The organism is Peteryoungia rhizophila (assembly GCF_004912145.1).
In the GTDB taxonomy this organism is placed as follows: domain Bacteria; phylum Pseudomonadota; class Alphaproteobacteria; order Rhizobiales; family Rhizobiaceae; genus Allorhizobium; species Allorhizobium rhizophilum.
In genome coordinates, this window is the sequence record NZ_STGT01000002.1 from 92,452 (window position 1) to 112,537 (window position 20,086).

Sequence of the window (20,086 nt, forward strand, 5' to 3'; positions counted from 1 at the left end):
CATATTCGGAGAAGACGAGCGATATGTAAACTTTTTTTTACACATTCGTCGCGATTTCCGCCGGAATTTTCATCCCGGCGGAAGAAAGCAGACCAATTATTGGGCTGTGCTGAAGGTTTTCAGGTAGGCAATGACGTCGGTGACTTCTTTCGGATCCTTGAGACCTACGAAAGCCATACGTGTGCCCTTCACGACGCCGCGAGGGTTCGCCAAGTAGGCGGTGAGCTGGGCATCGTCCCACACCTTGCCAGCGCCAAAATCGGTCATGGCCTTGGAGTATTTGAAGCCTTCCACAATGCCTGGTTGCCTGCCGATCACGCCTTGAAGCGAAGGGCCGATCTTGTTTTTGTCGCTGTCGACATTGTGACAGGCGGCACACTTCTTGAATACGGTCTCGCCGGCCGCCACGTCCTGGGCGAAGGCGCTAGAAGACAGCAGAAGTGCTGCGGCGGTGCATGCGGCTGCAATTATCCTCGACATGTGTATCCTCCCATGGCATCGCGGATTCAAATCATATGTAATGCTGGCATGACATTTTTCCATACTCCCCAATTCGGGGAGGATGGTTTGCCTCGGGTCGCGGTCCCATTTGCGGAACCGTGACGCAGGCCTTATGCGTTTGATTATACGAAAACCAACCCGGAGCCGGATCATGGCCGCAGCCATCTTTGTTGTCATCGTGCTTGCAGCCGCATCCAGTGGCGCGATCTTCAAGCCTGGCGCGTGGTATGAAAACTTGCGAAAGCCCGGCTGGACACCTCCGAACTGGGCCTTCCCGGTCGTCTGGTCAATCCTGTATGTCATGATCGGCTATGCCGGCTGGCTGGTGTGGACCACGGTTGGCTGGTCGTTGCCGATTGCCTTCTGGGCGCTGCAGATGGTGGTCAATGCTCTGTGGTCATTCTTCTTCTTCGGGCAGCGGCGCATGGGTCTGGCGCTGATCGACGTCGCGGTCCTGTGGCTGTCGGTTGCTCTGTTCATTCTGACTGCCTGGCCGGTATCGCCAATGGCCTCGCTGCTCTTCGTGCCGTATCTCGCCTGGGTGACCGCTGCCGCAACGCTCAATTATTCCGTTCGACGTCTCAATCCAGGGGCTTGAGTGGCAAGTCTCGCTCGGAGGTCCAGGAGGAAGGCGATCAACGAGACGGCCAAGAGCGCCGCGAGTACGGGGATCGGGCCCTGGCGTATCGCCACCCCGAAAGCCGCAAGCAAAGCGCTTCCTGAAATGGCGTTGGGAACGAAGCTACGGAGCATAGCTGCAGGGGTTGGAGACTGCCAAGCGGCCATGATCGTGACTGTCCAGAGAACGAAGATCGCAATCACGCTGATCCAGCCGGACGTGAAGAGTGCCGTGAACCATGCCGTCATCTCTGGCCTGCCGGTATCCCGAAGAGTTGCGCGAGATCCTTGGCGAAGACGCGCAGATGCGCCAGAGGATCGCGTCGGACGAGCTTTTTGTTGAGGTAGGACTCCCAGGTCAGGCGCTGCACGTCCGGATCGGCGCACATGGCCACGAATTTTTCGCGGAAGCGGTCGTTGCGGTACCATACCGTCTGCATGATGCCGAGGATCAAAAATACGCGCCCGTGCGCGCGCATGAAATTTTTGCGAGCCTCGGTGAGTGGCCTGCTGCTGCTTGTAAGCAGCGATTGATGCATGGCATCTGCCGATAGTTGGCCGCAGAGCATGGCATAGTAGATGCCCTCGCCCGAAGACGGCGCCACCGTGCCTGCGGCATCGCCGGCGAGAAGAACATTACGGCCGTTGTCCCAGCGCTTCATCGGCTTCAGCGGCAAGGGGGCCCCTTCGCGCCGGATGACCCGACAATCGGCGAGGCCGGCCGCGTGTTTGAGCTTTGCGGTCGCTTCGCGGATGTTGTGTCCCTTGACCGCAGTGCCTGTGCCGATGCTGGTATGTCCGCCATGCGGAAAGACCCAGCCGTAAAAGTCAGGCGAAATCCGGCCGTCATAAACGACATCACACCGATCGGCGCGGAAGACGTCCGGGTCCGCTTCTTCAGGGCTTTCCACGATCTCGTGATAGGCGAAGACATAGGGCGGCTTTCGGGAGGCTGGAAACATCAGCCTTCGAACGGCAGAATTGGCACCATCTGCGCCGATCACACGGCGTGCAGTGACATGGATAGCCGCACGATCCGCCTCGGCTGCGGTTGGTGTCAAGGTGAGTTCGAGCGCGTCGTTCGCTCCTTCGCTGATCGCCTCCAGCTTTGCGGTCAAACGGTCAGCGCCGGCTTCGGCGGCGCGCCGGCGCAAATAGGGGTCGAAGGTGGCGCGGTCGACCATGCCGACATAGCCGATATCGCCGATCGTCATGTCGACTGTTCGCCCGGAGGGGGCGATGATGCGAGCAGCATTCGCCCGCGCCACAATTTGCGAATCGGGAATTGCGAAATCTGCAAGGGCCCGCGATGGGATGGCGCCGCCGCAGGGCTTGATGCGGTTGTCGGGGTCGATCAGAACGACACTATGGCCCATCTCGGCCAATCTCTCGGCTGCCATGGCCCCACAGGGGCCTCCGCCGATGACGGCGACATCATAGAACTTGCGCATGCGCGTCTCCGTGCCGGCAGCGCCGGCGCCAGGGTTCATTCTCCAGGTATGAAGGCAGTATCGGGCATGGTCTCCGGGTATGGTTTGCTCGGTCGGCCAAGGCGCGTGGCAACAAGGGCAGAGATGAGAAAGAGGCCTGCTTCGATCGAAAAGACGGCAGCAAAGGCGTGTGCATCTTTCGCGGTCAGCCAGCGCCCCAGATCGAGGGCTACCGTGCCCAAGACGCCGCCCAGCCCGAAGGCGACGGCCTGTGCCGCGCCCCAGATGCCCATGCGCATACCGTAGTTCGATGTGCGGCCGCGGCCCGCTAGGATCATCATCGTGCCTATGGCGGCAACGGCGAAGGCGCCGTTGGCAGTGCCGAGCAGGAAGATATTGATCTGCAAAGGCCAATTCGGTGCAGCCTGGGCCGAGAGAGCGAGCGCTGCGAGCGCAACAGCGGAGCCAAAGCAGCCCGATGTGATGAAATGTCGGGGCAGGTCCGGGTGGCGTTTGCCGAAAAGGGCTCCCGAAAGCCCGACCATGATCATGCCCAGGAGAACGCCTGCATGTTGCGTGCCGGACAAGCTGGTGGTCTCGCCCGGCGTCATGCCAAAGAGCAATCCGGCATAGGGCTCGAGAATGAGGTCCTGCGTGGCGAAGGCCAGCATCGACAGGAAGATGAACACAGTGAAGAGTCTGGCCTCGCGATCCTCCAGAACATCTTTGAGGCTGTCGCGAAAGCTCGTCGATGCTGCCCGGGATCTTGACCTCTCGACGGTCGGTCGCGACTCCATGCCGAAAACGCCGACAAGGCCGACCACAAACGCCACGAGGCCGGTCGCAGCCGTGATGGCAATCAGCCGCTCGTGTGAGTAGGGATCGAGTTGGGATCCGACCAGAATCGAGGTGACGATGATGCCTGTAATCATCAGCATCCAGGTGATCGTCGCGGCTGCGGCGCGTCGCTCCACCGCGGTCTTCATCGCAATCAGCGCCAGCAGCGAGGTGCCGGAAGCGCCTATACCGATCCCGATCAGGATGTAGGCGAGCACCGCGGCGATGATGCCGGCGAGGAAGGATTGTTCGAAGAGCAGCGTTGTGGCTGCAGCGCCAGTTCCAGCAGAGGCGAGAAGTGCGAGGCCGCCGATGATCCACAGAGTTCGCGAGCGCCCGGTGTCCGACTTGTGCCCCCAGACCGGTCGCGTGATCTGGATGCCGTAATGCAGCCCGACCAGAAGCCCCGGGATCACGGCCGCCAGACCGAGTTCGACGATCATGACACGGTTGAGCGTCGAGGTCGTCAGCACCACAATCGCGCCGAGTGCTGCCTGGACAAGGCCGAGGCGGATGATCGCAAGCCAGCCCAGTCCTTCGATGGAGGGCCGGTGCTTCGCGACGTTTGAAATTGCCCGGCCCATCACCCGTCTCCTATCCGACGGTCGCGGTTGCCAGGGGCATTGAGCGCAGCGCGATCGCTGCGGCCATCATGCCGCTAACATAAAGCCCGACGCCCACCGCCGAGTACCAGACGGCCCTGCCTTCCGGATCACGTAGGAAACGCAGCATGCAGAGGACTTGGAGGACCAGGACTAGGCCGACCAGGGCCGCACCTGTCGTCAGGCCCGCCTGCGCCAGAAGCAGGATCACGCCGAGTTGCGTCGTCGCCATGACCAGACAAGCGATCCGGGCCGCGTTCCTCGGGCCATGCAACACCGGCAGGGTATCGACGCCCATCTCGTGGTCGCCCTTGATCGACTTGAAATCGTTGAGGGTCAGAATGCCGTGGGCTCCCAGACCGTAGAGGATCGCCACCATGATTGTCATTCCCGACGGGGCGTGACCGAGTGCTGCCGTTGCCGCCGTGATCCAGGGCAGTGTCTCGTAGCTCAGTCCGACGACCCCATTGCCGAGCCACCCGTTCTGCTTGAAACGGAAGGGTGGTGCGCTGTAACCCCAGGCCATTGCGAGGCCTACCAGCGCGGCGCCGAAGACCAGCGGGCCCAGCAGGGCAGCGATAGCCATGGAGAGAATGGACATGGCGATGGCCACGAACAGCCCCCATTGGCCCGGCATCCGTCCCGAAGGGATGACGCGGTCCGGTTCGTTTATCGCATCGACGTGGCGGTCGAACCAATCGTTGACGGCCTGGCTGGTGCCACAGAGCAGCGGGCCGGCGAGGACGATGCCAAGGGCGATCGGAAGCCATCTTTCCCCCATGCCCGCGCCTGAGGCGACCGCGCCACAGGCATAAGCCCACATCGGCGGAAACCAGGTGATCGGCTTCAACAGCTGCAGGACCGCCTTAGGGGACGGATGCGAGGCTGCCGGAACATGGGAATGAGTTTGAGCCATGGATGAAGGCTAAGCCGCACCCGGGAATGTGTCAACTTAAATTGACAGTTTTGTCTGTCGTTCAGTTGGGTTGCCCGGCGCCTGGACGGTAGTCTTCCAGGCCATGCCGACGCAGCTTGATGTAGAGGCTCTGGCGCGAGAGCCCGAGGATCTCTGCCGCATAGGCGCGGTTGTTGTTGGTGTGGTCGAGGGCGGCCTCGATACAGATCTTCTCGATCACGTCGAGGGATTCGCGAATGAGATCCTTTAGGGGGACCTTGCCGACGAGGGCCGAGAAACCTTCTGCCTGGTCGGGAACGCCCGGCGAAGGAATGGTCAGTCGCTCACCGCTGTTTGCCTGAGGAGCCACGATGAGCTGAACCGTATTGCTCGAAAGATTGAGGCGGGCGGAGATGGTGACGGCGCTCTCGGCCGAGAGATTGTCGGTAAGCGTCGAGGTGAAGCCTCGAACGCAAGGCTCGTCGAGCAGGCGTGTGTACAAGACGCGGATATCGATTGCCGCACCACCGAACCAGGAGGTGACATTGCGGCCGAGAACCTGGGTCAGAGACGGGGCGTGGATCAAGTCGAGGAACAGCGTGTTTGCCGAAATAACCAGGCCGTTCATGTCGGTCTGGATGACTGCTTCCGGCAGATCGGCAAGTTCAACAGCTGCGCCGCCGATCGGTTTTTCCGTACGCTGCCGCTTGGTCTCCTGGTCCTGCTCGGATGGCCAGAGCGCAAGCAGCACATTCGTGATGCCGTTTTCGCGGTAGGAGCGGATCGTCAGCGAGACGGTCGGTCCTTTTGCAATGCTGATGCCGTCCAGATTGACCGGGTCTGGACTGTGGCGAGCCTCGCTGATCGCATCGCCTAAGCGATCCCGGTCCTGCTTTCCGAAGAGGTCACGAATGGATTTTCCCGACAGGGGGGCAGATGTGGAAGACAGGAGGGAGGCCGCGGCCGGATTGGCATCCAGTATGGTGCGCCGTTCGCCATCCAGCATCACATAGGCGACCGTGGCAACCTTGAAGGCGGTCCGATAGCGGGTTTCGGCTTCCTTCAGCTCCCGGTAATCCGCCTCCAGTTCCAGCTGTGTCTGGACGAGGCGCTGTTGATCGTGCATCTGCTGGCGCAATTCGCGGCCAACCACGATCGTATAGGGAAAGTCTTTGGCGCTATAGGCTGAATACACGACCGGGAGATCCGGCTTGCCTGCGCATTTGTGATTGACCTGATAGCCGCGCACAGGGTGGTGGCTGCTGTCCGCCGAGAGCATTGAATCGATCTTGGGCACCGACTCGATCGTGACGCAGTCCTGAAGGCGTTTGCCGACCGTCTTTGACAGATCGTAATCAGTCAGGTCCTTGCCGGCGATGTAGATCTGGGAGACGATGTCGTTGCGGTCCACCAGAATGACGAGATCGGCGCCGAGGCTTACGAGAGAACCGATCGAATCGAGGTCCAGGGTCTTCAGCAGGCTGTCTGCAACTGCGAAGCCATCCGTACCACTATGACCGTTCAGGGGCTTCATGGAGTGAGCCAATCGATTCCGCCGGGTGAAACCACTGCCGTTTTGCCAGCGGCGCTGGCCTGCTGACTGATTCTTTCTAGTTCGTAATAACTGTCGCAGATCTTGACGGCGGAGTAAACGCTGTCACAGATGCAATCAATCCCCAAACCTACAAGAAAATCAATGGAATCCAGTGCGGCCGCGCCGCCGACGACGAGGGGGATTCGCGACCCTTTGCGAAGCTTGCGGATATCCTGGACAAGGGTCTTGAACTCCCTCGCCAGCCTTATGTTGCTCCAACCAATGCAGGCGACGTCGGCGCCCTCGAGGGCGCGCGCGAGGGCGCCCGTTCTCGATGCTGCCGGTTCCAGGACCTGGCTCGACCAACCGAGGCTGTCGAAGAGCAGTCCGATGAGATGCGGCATCAATGTGTGCTGTTCACCGAAAGGGGCCAGAATCAGCGCGCTCGGTGTATCGGCGTTCCGAGAGGAACCGCGAAGTTCCATCGACAGGGCGGTTGCCATTTCCTGAAGGCGAGCGGTTCCGATGGTGACATCGATGAAATCGCATTCATCCGAGGCCCAGTCCTTGCCGAGCTGCCGGGCTATGGTCTCGAGAAAGAGCGCCTTGACATAGTTGGGGCGTCCCGGCGGCAGTTCGTGTTCGAGGAATGCCCTGAGAGATGCCGCGCGCGTGCGTGGGTTCAAGATCAGAAAGCGAAACTCTGCGAGCGCCTTCTCATAAAGGCGATCGTGCTCCAAACCCCGGTCATAACGCGTCGACAGCTTTTCGGCCGTCATCGAAGCCACCGTTCCCTTAATCAGGCGTCGGAGTTTGTCTCCCTCGCTCTGGGTTAGGTATGTCCTCTTGCTATCGGCCGCAAGCCCTATGAGGGGCCTAAACCCTTCCCGCCGCGCAGGTTTCCCGGTATTTTTCGGGTCATTCCCGTCTTGAAGCGAACCGTCCATCATAACGCGCCAAGCTCCCCGCCCGCGAAACGACCAATATGCGGCGTCGAGCGGAGACGTGCGAGGTTCCGTCGGACGAGCAAGAGGAGCATGAACTCAGTTTTCATTTCTGTAAATAAAAATATACGTCAATCTAAGTTGACACTTTGATTGTCCGGGGCGTAGTCTTTGCTCAATCCCGATTGCCCTTGGGAGGGACGGGAGAAGGGATGACTGCGATGCGCATACCCAAACCTTCGGCATCAAGCCGGGCTCTCTACACACAGGAAGAGCGTCGCAGACGCGATGAAAGTGTCTGGACACTGGTGCAGGGTATCCTCGCTCCCGTACAGTTCCTCGTCTTCCTCGTCAGTCTCGGGCTGATCCTGCGCTTCCTCGCAACAGGTGAGGGACTTTTCGCGGCCCAGGTCTCTATCGTCGTGAAGACACTCACGCTCTACGCCATCATGGTCACCGGCTCTATCTGGGAGAAGCAGGTCTTCGGCCGCTATCTCTTCGCCGATCCATTCTTCTGGGAAGACGTCTTCTCGATCCTGGTTTTGGCGCTGCATACGGCTTACCTGATCGCGCTCTTCACCGGTTCCATGACCTCAGGCGGGTTGATGGCGCTCGCCCTTGCGGCCTATGTCACCTATGTCATCAACGCCGGGCAATTCCTCTGGAAACTGCGCCTCGCGAGGCTCGACCAAGCCGGTAAGGCTAACGCCGCGGTGACGCTCGCAGACGGCTCCTCCTTGTCGGGGAGCGCGTCATGAACAAGCCTCTCGTCTCCTGTGAGCCAGGTGCCACCATCCGCCAACGTGGTCAGCACGAGGTCTTTTGTGGTCTGACATCGATCATCTGGCTGCATCGCAAGGTGCAGGATGCCTTCTTCCTCGTGGTCGGCTCGCGTACCTGCGCCCATCTCATCCAGTCTGCGGCCGGCGTCATGATCTTCTCGGAGCCGCGCTTTGCGACTGCGATCATGGAAGAGCGCGATCTCGCCGGCATGGTGGACATGCATGACGAGCTCGATCGCGAGGTTGCGCGTCTTCTTGAGCGCCGGCCGGATATCCGCATGCTGGTGCTGGTCGGCTCCTGTCCCTCCGAAGTGATCAAGTTCGACCTCAATCGCGCCGCCGAGCGCCTCGACAAACGCTTCGGCTCGAAGCCGCGGGTGCTCTGCTACTCCGGCAGCGGGATCGAGACGACATTCACCCAGGGCGAAGATAATTTCCTGGCGGCACTCGTACGCGACCAGCAGCTGCACGGCGCGAGCGACAAGGTGGCGAAACTCGTCGTCGCCGGGTCGGTTGCCGATGTCGTGGAAGACCAGTTTGCCCGGCTGCTCGATGATCTCGGTCTCGAAGACGTCGTCTTCCTGCCCGGACGCAGCAGCGACCGCCTGCCGAAGATCGGTCCGAACACGCGGTTCGTTCTGGCTCAGCCCTATCTTGGGGCGACGGCCGCTGCACTTGAAAGCCTAGGCGCAACACGCATCAATGCACTCTTCCCGCTCGGCGAAGAAGGCACGACTGCCTGGCTGAAGGCGATCGCCGATACGTTCGGTGTGTCGCCGGCGCGTTTTGCCGCCGTCACCGAGGCTCCGCGCCGCCGCGCGGTCGAGGCCACCGCGCATTACCGCAGTGCCCTTCAGGGCAAGCGCATCTTCCTCTTCCCCGACAGCCAGATGGAGCCGTCGCTCGCCCGCTATCTCAGCCGTGAGCTCGACGCCGAGATCATCGAAGTCGGCAGCCCCTATCTGCACCGTGAACACGTGGCAGGCGAACTCGCCATGTTGCCGCCCGGCGTTTCCATATCTGAAGGGCAGGACGTCGAGGTCCAGATCGACCGCTGCCGCGCCGCCAAGCCCGACCTCGTCGTCTGCGGCATGGGGCTGGCAAATCCGTTCGAGGCCGAGGGCATTGTGACCAAATGGTCGATCGAATTCGCCTTCACGCCGATCCAGGGCTACGAACAGGCCGGCGATCTCGCTGAACTCTTTGCCCGTCCGCTGATCCGCAAGGCGATGATCGCCAGTGACCGCTCCGTGTCCAGGAGGGTCGCACCATGAAGCTCACCATGTGGACCTATGAAGGACCGCCGCATGTGGGTGCCATGCGGATCGCTGCCTCGATGAAGGGCGTGCATTACGTGCTACATGCGCCGCAGGGCGACACCTATGCGGATCTGCTCTTCACCATGATCGAGCGTCGCACGTCGCGTCCGCCGGTCACCTACACGACCTTCCAGGCACGCGACCTCGCCGGGTCGACGGCTGACGTGTTCAAGACTGCCTGCCGCGATGCCGCCGAGCGCTTCAAGCCGGATGCCCTGTTGGTGGGCGCCTCCTGCACGGCCGAATTGTTGCAGGACGATCCGGCGGGTCTCGCGAAGACGCTGGATGTCGGCATCCCGGTCGTACCGCTAGAGCTTCCCTCCTATCAGAAGAAAGAAAACTGGGGGGCAGCCGAGACCTTCTACCGGCTGGTGCGCAACTTTACCGGCGGACTGGAGCGCCCGACGGAGATCGCACCGAACAGCTGCAACATTCTTGGTCCCTCTGCGCTCGGTTTCCGCAATCGCGACGATGTCACCGAGATTCGTCGCTTGCTGACCGCCAATGGCATCGATGTGCGGGTCGTTGCCCCGCTCGGCGCAACGGTCGCGGACCTCGCCCGGCTGCCGCAGGCCGCCTTCAACATCGTGCTCTATCCGGAGATCGGTGACAGCGCTGCGCGCTACCTCAAGAAGACCTTCGGCATGCCTTTCATCTCGACCATTCCGATCGGGGTGGGCGCAACGCACACTTTTCTTCGGGAAGTCCGGGCATTGGCTGGCCTTCCCGAAGAAAATCCAGTCGGAGAGGCCGAGGATCGGGCAACCTGGTATGCGCGCTCGGTCGACAGCAATTACCTCACCAACAAGCGTGTCTTTGTCTTTGGTGACGCCACCCATGCGATAGCCGCCGCCCGCATCGCTCATCGCGAACTCGGCTTCAAGGTCTGCGGTCTCGGGACCTACATGCGCGAATTCGCCCGCGATGTGCGGGAAGCGGCCGAAGAATTCGGTGTCGAGGCCCTGATCAGCGACGACCATCTCGATGTCGAGCAGGCGATCATCGAGGCCCGGCCGGAACTGGTGCTCGGGACACAGATGGAGCGGCACATCGCCAAGCGGCTGCGGGTTCCGTGCGCCGTCATCTCGTCCCCCGTGCACGTCCAGGATTTTCCGGCCCGCTACTCGCCGCAAATGGGCTTCGAGGGCGCGAACGTGATCTTCGACAGCTGGGTCCATCCGCTAATGATGGGGCTCGAAGAGCATCTCCTGCAGATGTTCCGCGACGACTTCGAGTTCAACGATCAGGCGGCCTCGTCGCATCTCCCTGCCCATGCTCCGGAGGAGCCGGTGAGGGCCGCAGAGACCCTGGCCGTCGCCGAGGCTCCGTCTGTGGCCGATTCTGTCTGGACCTCAGACGCCGAGCGCGAGCTCAGGAAAATCCCCTTCTTCGTGCGCGGCAAGGCACGCCGCAACACCGAAATCTTCGCCGCCCGCAAGGGTATCCGCCCCATCACCGTGGAGACGTTGTATGACGCGAAAGCCCATTTCGCCCGCTGACGGCACCCCGGTCCGGGTGGTGTTCGTCACGCTCGACAATCACATCGTGGCGGCCGTCGACGATGCGCGCCGCAGACTTGCCGAAGATCTTCCGGGCCTGACGCTTTCCGTCCATGCGGCGACCGACTGGAATGACAATCCGGCAAGCCTCGACGCCTGCCGCTCGGCGATCCTTTCCGGCGATATCATCATCGTTTCCATGATCTTCGTCGAAGAACATGTGAGGGCCATCGCCGACGTACTGGAAGCCCGCCACCTTGAATGCGACGCCATGGCCTGCTGCATGTCGGCCGGCACCATCATGAAGTACACGACCATGGGTCGTTTCAAGATGAGCGAGGAGCAGAAGGGTCCGCTCGCGCTCCTGAAAAAACTGCGCGGCAAGAGCTCGCGTGGCGGCAAGGACAGCGGCCGCACCGCCGGCGAGCGCCAGCTCGCCATGCTGCGTCGCCTGCCGCAATTGCTCCGCTTCATTCCCGGCACGGCACAGGACGTCCGCAACTATTTCCTGACGCTGCAATACCGCATCGCGGCCTCGGACGAGAACATCGCCAACATGGTCCGTCTGCTGGTCGGCAAATATGCCAAGGGCGAGCGGAAGGGTTTGCAGGGCCGCGTCACAGTCGGGGACCCGGTCCAATATCCCGATATGGGCCTCTATCATCCAGGCCTGAAACCAAGGGTCACGACGCAGCTCTCCAGCCTGCCGCAAACGCCGGATGCCCGCGGCACGATTGGCTTGCTGCTTCTCAGAACCTACATTCTATCCGGCGATACAGGCCACTACGACCGCGTCATCCGCGAGCTCGAAATGCGCGGCTTCAATGTCGTTCCGGTGTTTTCGAGCGGGCTCGACATGCGGGGCGCGATCGAGCGCTTCATGACTCCGGCCGCAGGTGGTTCGCGCATCGATGCGCTCTGCTCGCTGACCGGCTTTTCGCTTGTCGGCGGACCGGCCTATAGCGATGCCGCCGCCGCTGCCCAGACGCTTGCCGCACTCGATGTTCCCTATTTCTCCGCGATGGCCACTGAATTCCAGAGTAAGGAAGTCTGGTTCTCGTCAACCCAGGGGCTGACACCAATCGAAACCACATTGATGGTGGCGATCCCGGAACTCGACGGGTCCATCGGTTCGATGGTGTTCGGTGGCCGCTCCGACGCCGGTGGCGGGTCGCGCGCCTGTATCTGTTCGAGAGAGCTCGCCTCCTGCCCATCGGGGCGCGCCTGCATGCAGCCGGATGACGAGCGTGTCGCACTTCTGGCTGACCGTCTTGCTGCCATGGTCGATTTGCGGCGCAAGGAGCGCTCCGAGCGCCGCATCGCGATTGCGATGTTCAACTACCCGCCGAACAGCGGGAGCATTGGAACGGCTGCCTATCTCTCCGTGTTCGAGAGCCTTTTCGAGACCATGCGTCGGCTGAAGGCAGAGGGTTATGCGATTGACCTTCCCGCTGATGCGGAAGCGCTGAAGGATGGAATACTCGAGGGCAACGCGCCGCTTTACGGTGTCGAAGCCAATGTGCACACCGTCATTCCCGTCGATCAGCATGTTCGTGGCGAAAAGCATCTGGCCGACATCGAAGCGAAATGGGGCCCGGCGCCCGGCCGCGTTCTGAGCAATGGTCGCGGCATCTTCGTGCTCGGTCGGCAGTATGGAAACCTTTTGATCGCGATCCAGCCACCCTTCGGCTACGAGGGCGACCCGATGCGCCTCTTGTTCGAAGGCGGCTTCGCTCCGAACCATGCCTTCGCTGCTTTCTATCGCTACCTGCGAGACACCTATCGCGCCGATGCCGTGCTGCATTTCGGAACCCATGGCGCGCTCGAATTCATGCCGGGCAAGCAGGTCGGCCTGTCTGCGGACTGCTGGCCCGATCGTCTGCTCGGCGCCTTGCCCAACTTCTATCTCTATGCCGCGAACAACCCGTCTGAAGGCACGATCGCCAAACGTCGGTCGGCTGCGACTCTGATCTCCTATCTCACGCCGCCGATCACTCATTCCGGTCTCTACAAGGGTCTGACGGAGATCAAGGGAAACCTCGACCGCTATCGCAGCGCGTCGCCCGAGGCACGCGTCGAGCGTGAGAGGCTGTTCCAGCTCATCCGGGTGCAGGCGGATCAACTGGACCTGGGCAAGGATGGTATCGCGCTTGCCGAAGCCGACCTGATTCAGGCGCTCGTAGCCGAGGTAGCAGAAGTCGAATATGCGCTCATTCCGCATGGTCTGCACATCGCCGGCCGAGCCATGGACGAAAGTGAGCGCCTGGAGATGCTCGAACATGTCGCCGCCAATATGCCGGCCGTCGTCCAGCCGGAGCTTCAGGCAGATTTGCTCGTGGCGATTTCCAAAGGTGACAGCGCACAGACTTCGCGGATCATCAAGAATGCGGTCGGTGAGCTCAAGGAGTGCATCGACAAGCTGGTCACGATGAACCGCGAACTGTCCCACAATGGAGAGATCGACGGCCTCGTCCGGGCGCTGGACGGCCGCTATGTGCTCCCGTCGCCCTCTGGTGACCTGTTGCGCACGCCGGAACTGCTGCCTACCGGTCGGAATATCCATGGTTTCGATCCCTTCGGCATCCCGAGTGCATTTGCCATCCAGGATGGCGAGCGCCAGGCCGCGAAGGTACTTGAACGTTATCTCGCCACGGATGGGCACCTCCCAGAAACAGTGGCGGTGGTTCTCTGGGGCACCGACAATCTGAAAACAGGCGGCGCCCCATTGGCGCAGGCCATGGCACTGATGGGCGCCCGCCCGAAACTCGACGCCTATAATCGCGTCTGCGGCGCAGTTCTGGTGCCGCTCGAGGAGCTGCAGCGCCCGCGTATCGATGCGGTCATGACGCTCTCGGGCATCTTCCGGGATCTCCTGCCGATCCAGGCGAGCATGCTGGCTGAAGCCAGCTATCTCGCGGCTGTTGCCGATGAGCCGGTCGAGATGAACTTCATTCGCAAGCATGCGCTCGCCTATTGCGAAAGCCATGGCTGCGACATCGAGGCCGCGGCCTACCGGGTCTTTTCCAATGCCGATGGCGCCTATGGCTCCAATGTCAACATGCTGGTCGCGTCCTCCTCCTGGAGCGACGACGACGAGATCGCGCAGACCTACAGCAACCGCAAGAGCTTCGCGATCAACCGTCGGGGCAAGACCAGCCACCAGGCCGAGGTGTTCGATGCGATGATCGGGCAGGTCGACATGGCCTACCAGAACCTCGATTCCGTCGAGATCGGCGTGACCACGATCGAAAACTATTTCGACACGCTGGGCGGCCTGACGAAGGCGGTTACGCGGGCCAAGGGTGGCGGTTCGCTGCCGGTCTTCATCTCCGACCAGACACAGGGCGAGGGACGTGTCCGTACCCTCGGCGAGCAGGTCGCGCTGGAGACACGGACACGCACGCTCAACCCGAAATGGTTCGAGGGCATGCTGAAGCACGGCTATGAGGGCGTGCGCAATATCGAGACGCAGGTGACAAACACCTTCGGCTGGTCTGCGACGACAGGCGACGTGGACCCCTGGGTCTACCAGCAGATCACGGAAACCTTCGTGCTCGATCCGGCCATGCGCGAACGGCTGGCCACACTCAATCCGGCTTCGGCCGCCCGCGTCGCCAACCGGCTGATTGAGGCGCATGAGCGCAACTATTGGCAGCCGGATGCAGAAACGCTCGCCGCCCTGAAACAGGCCGGTGAAGAATTGGAAGACCGTCTCGAGGGGCTGGTCAGGGAGGCTGCCCAATGAACATCTACACCCATGGCAAGACCGCAGAACGTGAGGCCCGAATTGCTCAGAAGCTCCGGGAGCGAGCCGATGGCGAAGGCAGCGTGCAGGTCCATCTCGACCCGACGATGGAAATCGATGGCGCCAAGGTCTTCGCGGTCTACGGCAAGGGCGGGATCGGCAAGTCGACGACCTCGTCCAACCTCTCGGTCGCCTTTTCCAAGATCGGCAAGCGCGTGCTGCAGATCGGATGCGACCCGAAGCACGATTCCACCTTCACGCTGACCAAGAGCCTGATCCCGACCGTCATCGACGTTCTCGAAAAAGTCGACTTCCATTCCGAAGAGCTCCGCCCGGAAGACTATATGGTCGAAGGATACAACGGCGTTCAGTGTATCGAGGCAGGCGGTCCGCCGGCCGGTACCGGTTGCGGCGGTTACGTCGTCGGCCAGACGGTCAAGCTGCTCAAGGAGCACCATCTGCTCGACGACACCGACGTCGTGATCTTCGACGTGCTCGGCGACGTCGTCTGCGGCGGTTTTGCCTCGCCGCTCCAGCATGCCGAACGCGCGGTCATCGTCGCCGCCAACGACTTTGATTCCATCTTTGCGATGAACCGGATCGTTGCTGCCATCAAGGCGAAGTCGAAGAACTATGAGGTGCGGCTGGGCGGCGTGATTGCCAACCGTTCGCGCGACACCGACCAGATCGACCGCTATAACGCGGCGATCGGGCTGACACGCCTGGCCCATATCCAGGATTCGGACCATGTGCGGCTCAGCCGGTTGAAGAAGTGCACCTTGTTCGAAATGGGTGATAGCCCGGAGATCGTCGGCCTTCAAAACGAATATACGCAATTGGCAGAGCGGCTCTGGGCGGGCACGCCCGCGCTGGAAGCCGAACCCATGAAGGACCGGGAAATCTTCGAATTTCTCGGCTTCGAGTGAGGTTGCCATGAGCCAGGCCGATTACATCAGACGCACCGGTGAAATCGAACACTACTTCGACCGTACGGCGCTCGATGCATGGAAACGCCTGACCGGCGACCAACCGGTGAGCGGCATCCGCGCCACGGTGCGGAAAGGTCGCGAAGAGATGCGCGGCACGCTCGCTTCCTGGCTCCCGGCGGATCTCACCGGCTGGCGCATCCTCGATGCAGGCTGCGGTTCCGGCGTTCTATCCTTCGAACTCATCGCACGCGGCGCGGAAGTCGTCGGCATCGATCTCTCGGCGCAGATGATCGCCCATGCCCGCCAACGGACGCACGAGATGGAAGCCGCACACGGGCGCTTCAAGGGTTCTGTCAGTTTCCACAGTGGCGACATGCTGGACCCCTGTCACGGACATTTCGATGCGGTGGTCGCGATGGACGTACTGATCCATTACCGCCCTGCAGACGCCGTGCGCGTGCTCCATACCCTGGCCGAGCGCACCTCGCGCCAGATGATCTTCACGCTGGCGCCTGGATCCCGCCTGCTGCGGGCCATGCTCGCTGCCGGCAAGGTCTTCCCCCGCGGCAACCGGGCGCCTGCAATCTATCCAGTCGATCCGTCCCGGCTCGTCGCTGAGATGATCAACCATCCGGAGTTTGCCCATTGGCAGGCCGGCCGCAGCCACAAGGTCGGCGTCGGCTTCTACACGTCGCAAGCCATGGAGGTGGTCCGGTCATGACGATCGCTGCCGCCAACCGCAAAATGATCTCGTTCTGGCAAAAGCTTGGAACGCGTTTCATGCCGTTTGCGGATGCGGCGTCGGCCGAGATGCCACTCTCCAGGCTGCTGCGTCTTTCGTTGTTCCAGGTTTCCGCCGGTTGCGTGCTTGTTCTCCTGACCGGCACATTGAACCGGGTGCTGATCGTCGAGCTCGGCGTTTCCGTCGCGCTCGTCTCTGCCGTGGTCGCTATTCCGGTTCTTGCCGCGCCGCTGCGGCTGCTTTTCGGCTTCCGCTCGGACACCTACAAGTCCGTGCTCGGCTGGCGGCGCGTGCCCTATGTCTGGCTCGGAAGCCTGCTGCAGTTCGGTGGTCTCGCGATCATGCCTTTTGCGCTGCTGCTCCTGCAGTCGCAGACCATCGGACCCGACTGGGCGGGTGCCGCGGGCGCCAGCCTCGCCTTCATCCTCACCGGTTTCGGCATGCATATGTCGCAGACGGCCGGCTTGGCACTCGCAAGCGATCTCGTGCCGGAGGAGAAGCGGCCGCGGGTGGTCGCGCTTCTCTACTTCATGCTGCTCACCGGCATGATCGGTGCGTCGACTTTCTATAGCTTTTTCCTCGTCGACTTTTCCCCGATGCTCCTGATCCAGGTGATCCAGGGAACGGCACTGCTCACCATCATCATCAACTTGATTGCGATCTGGAAGCAGGAGGCCCGCGATGTGCGCCGCACGGCCGTTGACCGGGATCTGTCGAGCTTCTTCGACGCGCTTGAAGACTATCGCAGCGCGCCCGGCGTCATGCGGCTTCTGCTGGCGGTCGCCATCGGGTCAGCGGCCTTTTCGATGCAGGATATTCTGCTCGAGCCCTACGGCGGCGAAATCCTCGGCTTGTCCGTTGGCGAAACAACGCGCCTGACGGGGCTCTGGGCCTTCGGAACCATGATCGGCTTTGCTTGGGCAGCCCACAGCCTGAAGCATGGCGCGCAGATGTATCGGATAGCGGCGCGTGGCCTGTTGATTGGTCTCGGGGCATTCTGCGCTGTCATCTTCGCCTCACCGCTTGGCTTCAACGCACTCTTTCATCTCGGTGCTCTGGGCATCGGTTTGGGTGGCGGTCTGTTTGCCGTCGGCACCATGCTGGCCGCCATGGGCATTGCCGAGCGCTCGGACAGCGGTCTTGTTGTCGGTGCCTGGGGTGCCGTGCAGGCGACAGCGATCGGCGCCAGCATGCTGGCCGGTGGCGTGATCAAGAACACGATCAATGCGCTCGCGCTCAACGGCTCGCTGGGCGAGGCCATGATGACGCCGGCTGCTGGGTATCTGGTCGTCTACACCTTTGAAATCATTCTCCTCTTTCTGTGCCTAGCTGTCTTGGGTCCACTCACCGGCCGGCGCTACCAGAGGGACTATCTGCATAACATGCGTTTTGGACTGGCGGAGCTGCCCGGCTGACCGCCGGCGGAAGCGCTTTACACGGGAGGGTCTGATATGACCGGGTCGCTGGTTGGGAATATCGATGTCGCACAAGTGGTGCTCTATGCGTTCTGGCTCTTTTTCGCGGGGCTGATCTGGTATCTGCGCCAGGAAGACCGCCGCGAGGGCTATCCGCTCGAAGAGGATGTGACGGGTCGCTACAACAAGAGCCCTTGGCTCTTTGTGCCGCCGAAGAAGACCTTCATCCTGCCGCATGGCCAGGGCATCCGCCATGCTCCGGATTTCAAGCGCGACGAACGCACCTTCTCGAGCCGCCGCATCGCGCCTGCTCCCGGGTATCCGTCCGAGCCCGTCGGCAATCCGCTGCTCGCCGGTATCGGTCCCGGTTCCTGGGCTGAACGTTCCGACAAGCCTGACGTTACCGCCCATGGCGACGCCCGCATCGTGCCGCTGCGCGTGGCTGAGGGTTTCGGGCTCGCCGAAGGTGCCGCCGACCCGCGGGGTCTCGCGGTTCTCGGTTGCGACCGTCAGGTGGCGGGAACCGTCAGGGACATCTGGGTCGACCGCGCGGAACATCTGATCCGCTACTACGAGGTCGAGCTTGGCGAGGGCGGCCGTACCGTTCTGCTGCCGAACAACTTCGTCGTATTCCAGACCGGTCGCGGCAATGTCCGGCATCTCTATGTACATGCCGTGACCGCCGCGCAGTTCGCCGATGTCCCGGCGACTGCACGCCCCGAACTCGTGACCCTGCTCGAGGAAGACAAGATCGCCGCCTATTTCGGTGCCGGTCTCCTCTATGCGGATCGCTTTCGTCAGGAGCCACTGCTGTGAAACAGTTCGTCACGCGAGAACATGAAATCGAGCCGCTGCCGGGCCTTCCCGGCGTACCGCCGGCTGGTGAAGTCATTCTCTGGCAGGGGCGGCCGTCGTCTGCCCTCATCGCCCGCCATCTGCTGAAGGTCCGTTGGATCGTCGGCTACTTCCTGGTCCTCGCGACCTGGGCAGTGGCAGCCGGTCTATCCGACGGGCATCCTGCCGGCGGCATCTTGTTTTCGGTTGCAGTTCTGACTGCTCTTGCCGGCGTGCTGATCGGCATGATCGAGCTCTTCGCCTGGGCTGTTGAAAAGACGACGCTCTACACGATCACGACGGAGCGCATCGTCATCCGCTTTGGCGTGGCGATCTCCATGACGCTGAACCTGCCCTTCCGCCAGATCGATGGCGTCTCGCTCGCACGCATCGGCGAGAAGGCCGGCTTGATCGCTATCGCGCTCCTGCCGGAGCAGCGCATCTCCTGGCTTATTCAGTGGCCGCATGTGCGCGGTTTCCGTTTCGCCAGGCCCGAGCCGAGCCTGGTTTATCTTCCGGACGCGGACAAGGCGGCGAACATCCTATCGGCAGCGATCGGCCAGTATCGTGGCGCCCGCGCGGAGCAGCCAAGGATCATCGTGCAAGAGACGGCCGGACGCGCAATGCCGACTTCCGTCGTCGCAGCCGAATAGGAGCGTCTCATGGGATCGGCCTCGCATCTCGGCTACTGGGCAGACCGCAAGGGCAAGACGCCTAATCGGGTCCCCCGTGGCCTGTTCCTTGGTCTCGTCGGTCTGCTGGCTTTCACGGCAGGAGCAATTCTGTTCGGAAAGACCACGGGGCTGGGTCTCGTCAAGCAGCAGCAGGCTGCACCGATCGCCATCCGCGACGTCACCATTACCCGCAGCACTTCAGACTTCGTCGTGGTGAGAGATGCTGCGACTGGCCAGGAGATCGCAAGCTATGCGCCACAGGCCGGTGGCTTTGTGCCTGGCTCGTTGCGCGCTTTCGAGCGCATGCGCCAGGTCTCCAAGGTACCGTTCGATACGCCATACAGGCTGATCAAGTGGGACGCCGGTGGAATCAGCCTGTCCGATACGGGAACCGGCGAACGGATCTATCTCGATGCCTTTGGTCGCGACAACGTGGCCGCATTCGAAGCCCTTCTGGGCCCACAGGGAGGAGAAAGCCAATGAACCCGGTCTTTGCCTTGATGCGACGGAAGGAGACGGTCGATTGTACCGTCGAGATCAACAATACCTTCGAGGCGCTCGGTGCGCATTTGAGGTTCGACAATGGTGTCGTGGTCCATCCCGGTGACGAAGTGCAGGTGCATGGTGCACCGGTCTCCATCCCCTATGGATCCAGCCAGAATTTTCGCCGCAAGGCGACCATAACCCGGGCAGGTGCCCTGGAACGGGCCTGGACCCGGGCCACCGGCGATCTCGACATGATGGAATTGTGCGAATTTAGCTTCACGGAGAGGGCACTGTCATGAA

Annotated in this window: 18 protein-coding genes; 12 read left to right on the forward strand and 6 right to left on the reverse strand. The window is 61.8% G+C overall.

The features are described from left to right. Positions 1–96: 96 nt before the first annotated feature. Positions 97–480, reverse strand: coding sequence for a c-type cytochrome (locus E9677_RS06430; RefSeq protein ID WP_136557291.1), 384 nt, complete (start codon positions 478–480; stop codon positions 97–99). A 172-nt stretch (positions 481–652) separates the two neighbouring features. Here E9677_RS06430 and E9677_RS06435 point away from each other — a divergent pair, with 172 nt between their 5' ends. Next, positions 653–1,099, forward strand: coding sequence for a TspO/MBR family protein (locus E9677_RS06435; RefSeq protein WP_136557292.1), 447 nt, complete (start codon positions 653–655; stop codon positions 1,097–1,099). Between the two features lie 265 nt (positions 1,100–1,364). Here the strand turns inward: E9677_RS06435 and E9677_RS06440 are convergent, their stop codons facing one another. From E9677_RS06440 to E9677_RS06460, 5 genes are all read right to left on the reverse strand, one after another. Next, positions 1,365–2,570, reverse strand: coding sequence for a geranylgeranyl diphosphate reductase (locus E9677_RS06440; protein ID WP_136557293.1), 1,206 nt, complete (start codon positions 2,568–2,570; stop codon positions 1,365–1,367). Positions 2,571–2,605: 35 nt separating this feature from the next. Next, complete coding sequence (locus E9677_RS06445; RefSeq protein WP_136557294.1) at positions 2,606–3,970, reverse strand: BCD family MFS transporter; 1,365 nt, start codon at positions 3,968–3,970, stop codon at positions 2,606–2,608. 10 nt (positions 3,971–3,980) lie between these two features. Next, entirely contained in the window at positions 3,981–4,904 is a 924-nt protein-coding gene (chlG, locus tag E9677_RS06450; protein ID WP_136557295.1) for a chlorophyll synthase ChlG, read from the reverse strand. 61 nt (positions 4,905–4,965) lie between these two features. Further along, complete coding sequence (gene ppsR / locus E9677_RS06455) at positions 4,966–6,417, reverse strand: transcriptional regulator PpsR (protein WP_136557296.1); 1,452 nt, start codon at positions 6,415–6,417, stop codon at positions 4,966–4,968. Continuing rightward, a complete protein-coding gene (locus tag E9677_RS06460) occupies positions 6,414–7,196 on the reverse strand; it encodes a cobalamin B12-binding domain-containing protein (RefSeq protein ID WP_136557297.1) in 783 nt (260 codons plus the stop codon). Before E9677_RS06460 ends, ppsR begins: the two co-directional genes overlap by 4 nt. Before the next feature lie 377 nt (positions 7,197–7,573). On the opposite strand from E9677_RS06460, the gene bchF reads away from it, so the two are divergent. The 11 genes from bchF to E9677_RS06515 are packed head-to-tail and all read left to right on the forward strand — an operon-like array spanning position 7,574 to position 20,085. After that, entirely contained in the window at positions 7,574–8,119 is a 546-nt protein-coding gene (gene bchF, locus E9677_RS06465) for a 2-vinyl bacteriochlorophyllide hydratase (RefSeq protein ID WP_136557298.1), read from the forward strand. Further along, complete coding sequence (locus E9677_RS06470; RefSeq protein ID WP_136557299.1) at positions 8,116–9,417, forward strand: ferredoxin:protochlorophyllide reductase (ATP-dependent) subunit N; 1,302 nt, start codon at positions 8,116–8,118, stop codon at positions 9,415–9,417. The genes bchF and E9677_RS06470 overlap by 4 nt, the downstream gene beginning before the upstream one ends. Continuing rightward, the gene (gene bchB / locus E9677_RS06475) at positions 9,414–10,961 is read left to right on the forward strand and encodes a ferredoxin:protochlorophyllide reductase (ATP-dependent) subunit B (protein ID WP_136557300.1); all 1,548 of its coding nucleotides are present in this window, start codon (positions 9,414–9,416) and stop codon (positions 10,959–10,961) included. The genes E9677_RS06470 and bchB overlap by 4 nt, the downstream gene beginning before the upstream one ends. Further along, positions 10,933–14,706, forward strand: coding sequence for a magnesium chelatase subunit H (locus E9677_RS06480; protein WP_136557301.1), 3,774 nt, complete (start codon positions 10,933–10,935; stop codon positions 14,704–14,706). The genes bchB and E9677_RS06480 overlap by 29 nt, the downstream gene beginning before the upstream one ends. Then, on the forward strand, positions 14,703–15,632 hold the full coding sequence (bchL, locus tag E9677_RS06485) for a ferredoxin:protochlorophyllide reductase (ATP-dependent) iron-sulfur ATP-binding protein (protein WP_136557302.1): 930 nt from the start codon (positions 14,703–14,705) through the stop codon (positions 15,630–15,632). Before E9677_RS06480 ends, bchL begins: the two co-directional genes overlap by 4 nt. Before the next feature lie 7 nt (positions 15,633–15,639). Next, a complete protein-coding gene (gene bchM / locus E9677_RS06490; RefSeq protein ID WP_136557303.1) occupies positions 15,640–16,356 on the forward strand; it encodes a magnesium protoporphyrin IX methyltransferase in 717 nt (238 codons plus the stop codon). Next, positions 16,353–17,792, forward strand: a complete 1,440-nt coding sequence (locus E9677_RS06495) for a BCD family MFS transporter (RefSeq protein ID WP_136557304.1) — start codon at positions 16,353–16,355, stop codon at positions 17,790–17,792. The genes bchM and E9677_RS06495 overlap by 4 nt, the downstream gene beginning before the upstream one ends. A gap of 36 nt (positions 17,793–17,828) precedes the next feature. After that, positions 17,829–18,608, forward strand: a complete 780-nt coding sequence (puhA, locus tag E9677_RS06500) for a photosynthetic reaction center subunit H (RefSeq protein WP_136557305.1) — start codon at positions 17,829–17,831, stop codon at positions 18,606–18,608. Next, entirely contained in the window at positions 18,605–19,279 is a 675-nt protein-coding gene (puhB, locus tag E9677_RS06505; RefSeq protein WP_136557306.1) for a photosynthetic complex putative assembly protein PuhB, read from the forward strand. Before puhA ends, puhB begins: the two co-directional genes overlap by 4 nt. Before the next feature lie 9 nt (positions 19,280–19,288). Beyond that, positions 19,289–19,783 (forward strand): photosynthetic complex assembly protein PuhC, encoded by a 495-nt coding sequence (puhC, locus tag E9677_RS06510; protein WP_136557307.1) that lies wholly within the window; start codon positions 19,289–19,291, stop codon positions 19,781–19,783. Then, entirely contained in the window at positions 19,780–20,085 is a 306-nt protein-coding gene (locus E9677_RS06515) for a hypothetical protein (RefSeq protein WP_136557308.1), read from the forward strand. The genes puhC and E9677_RS06515 overlap by 4 nt, the downstream gene beginning before the upstream one ends. The last annotated feature ends 1 nt before the right edge of the window (position 20,086 follow it).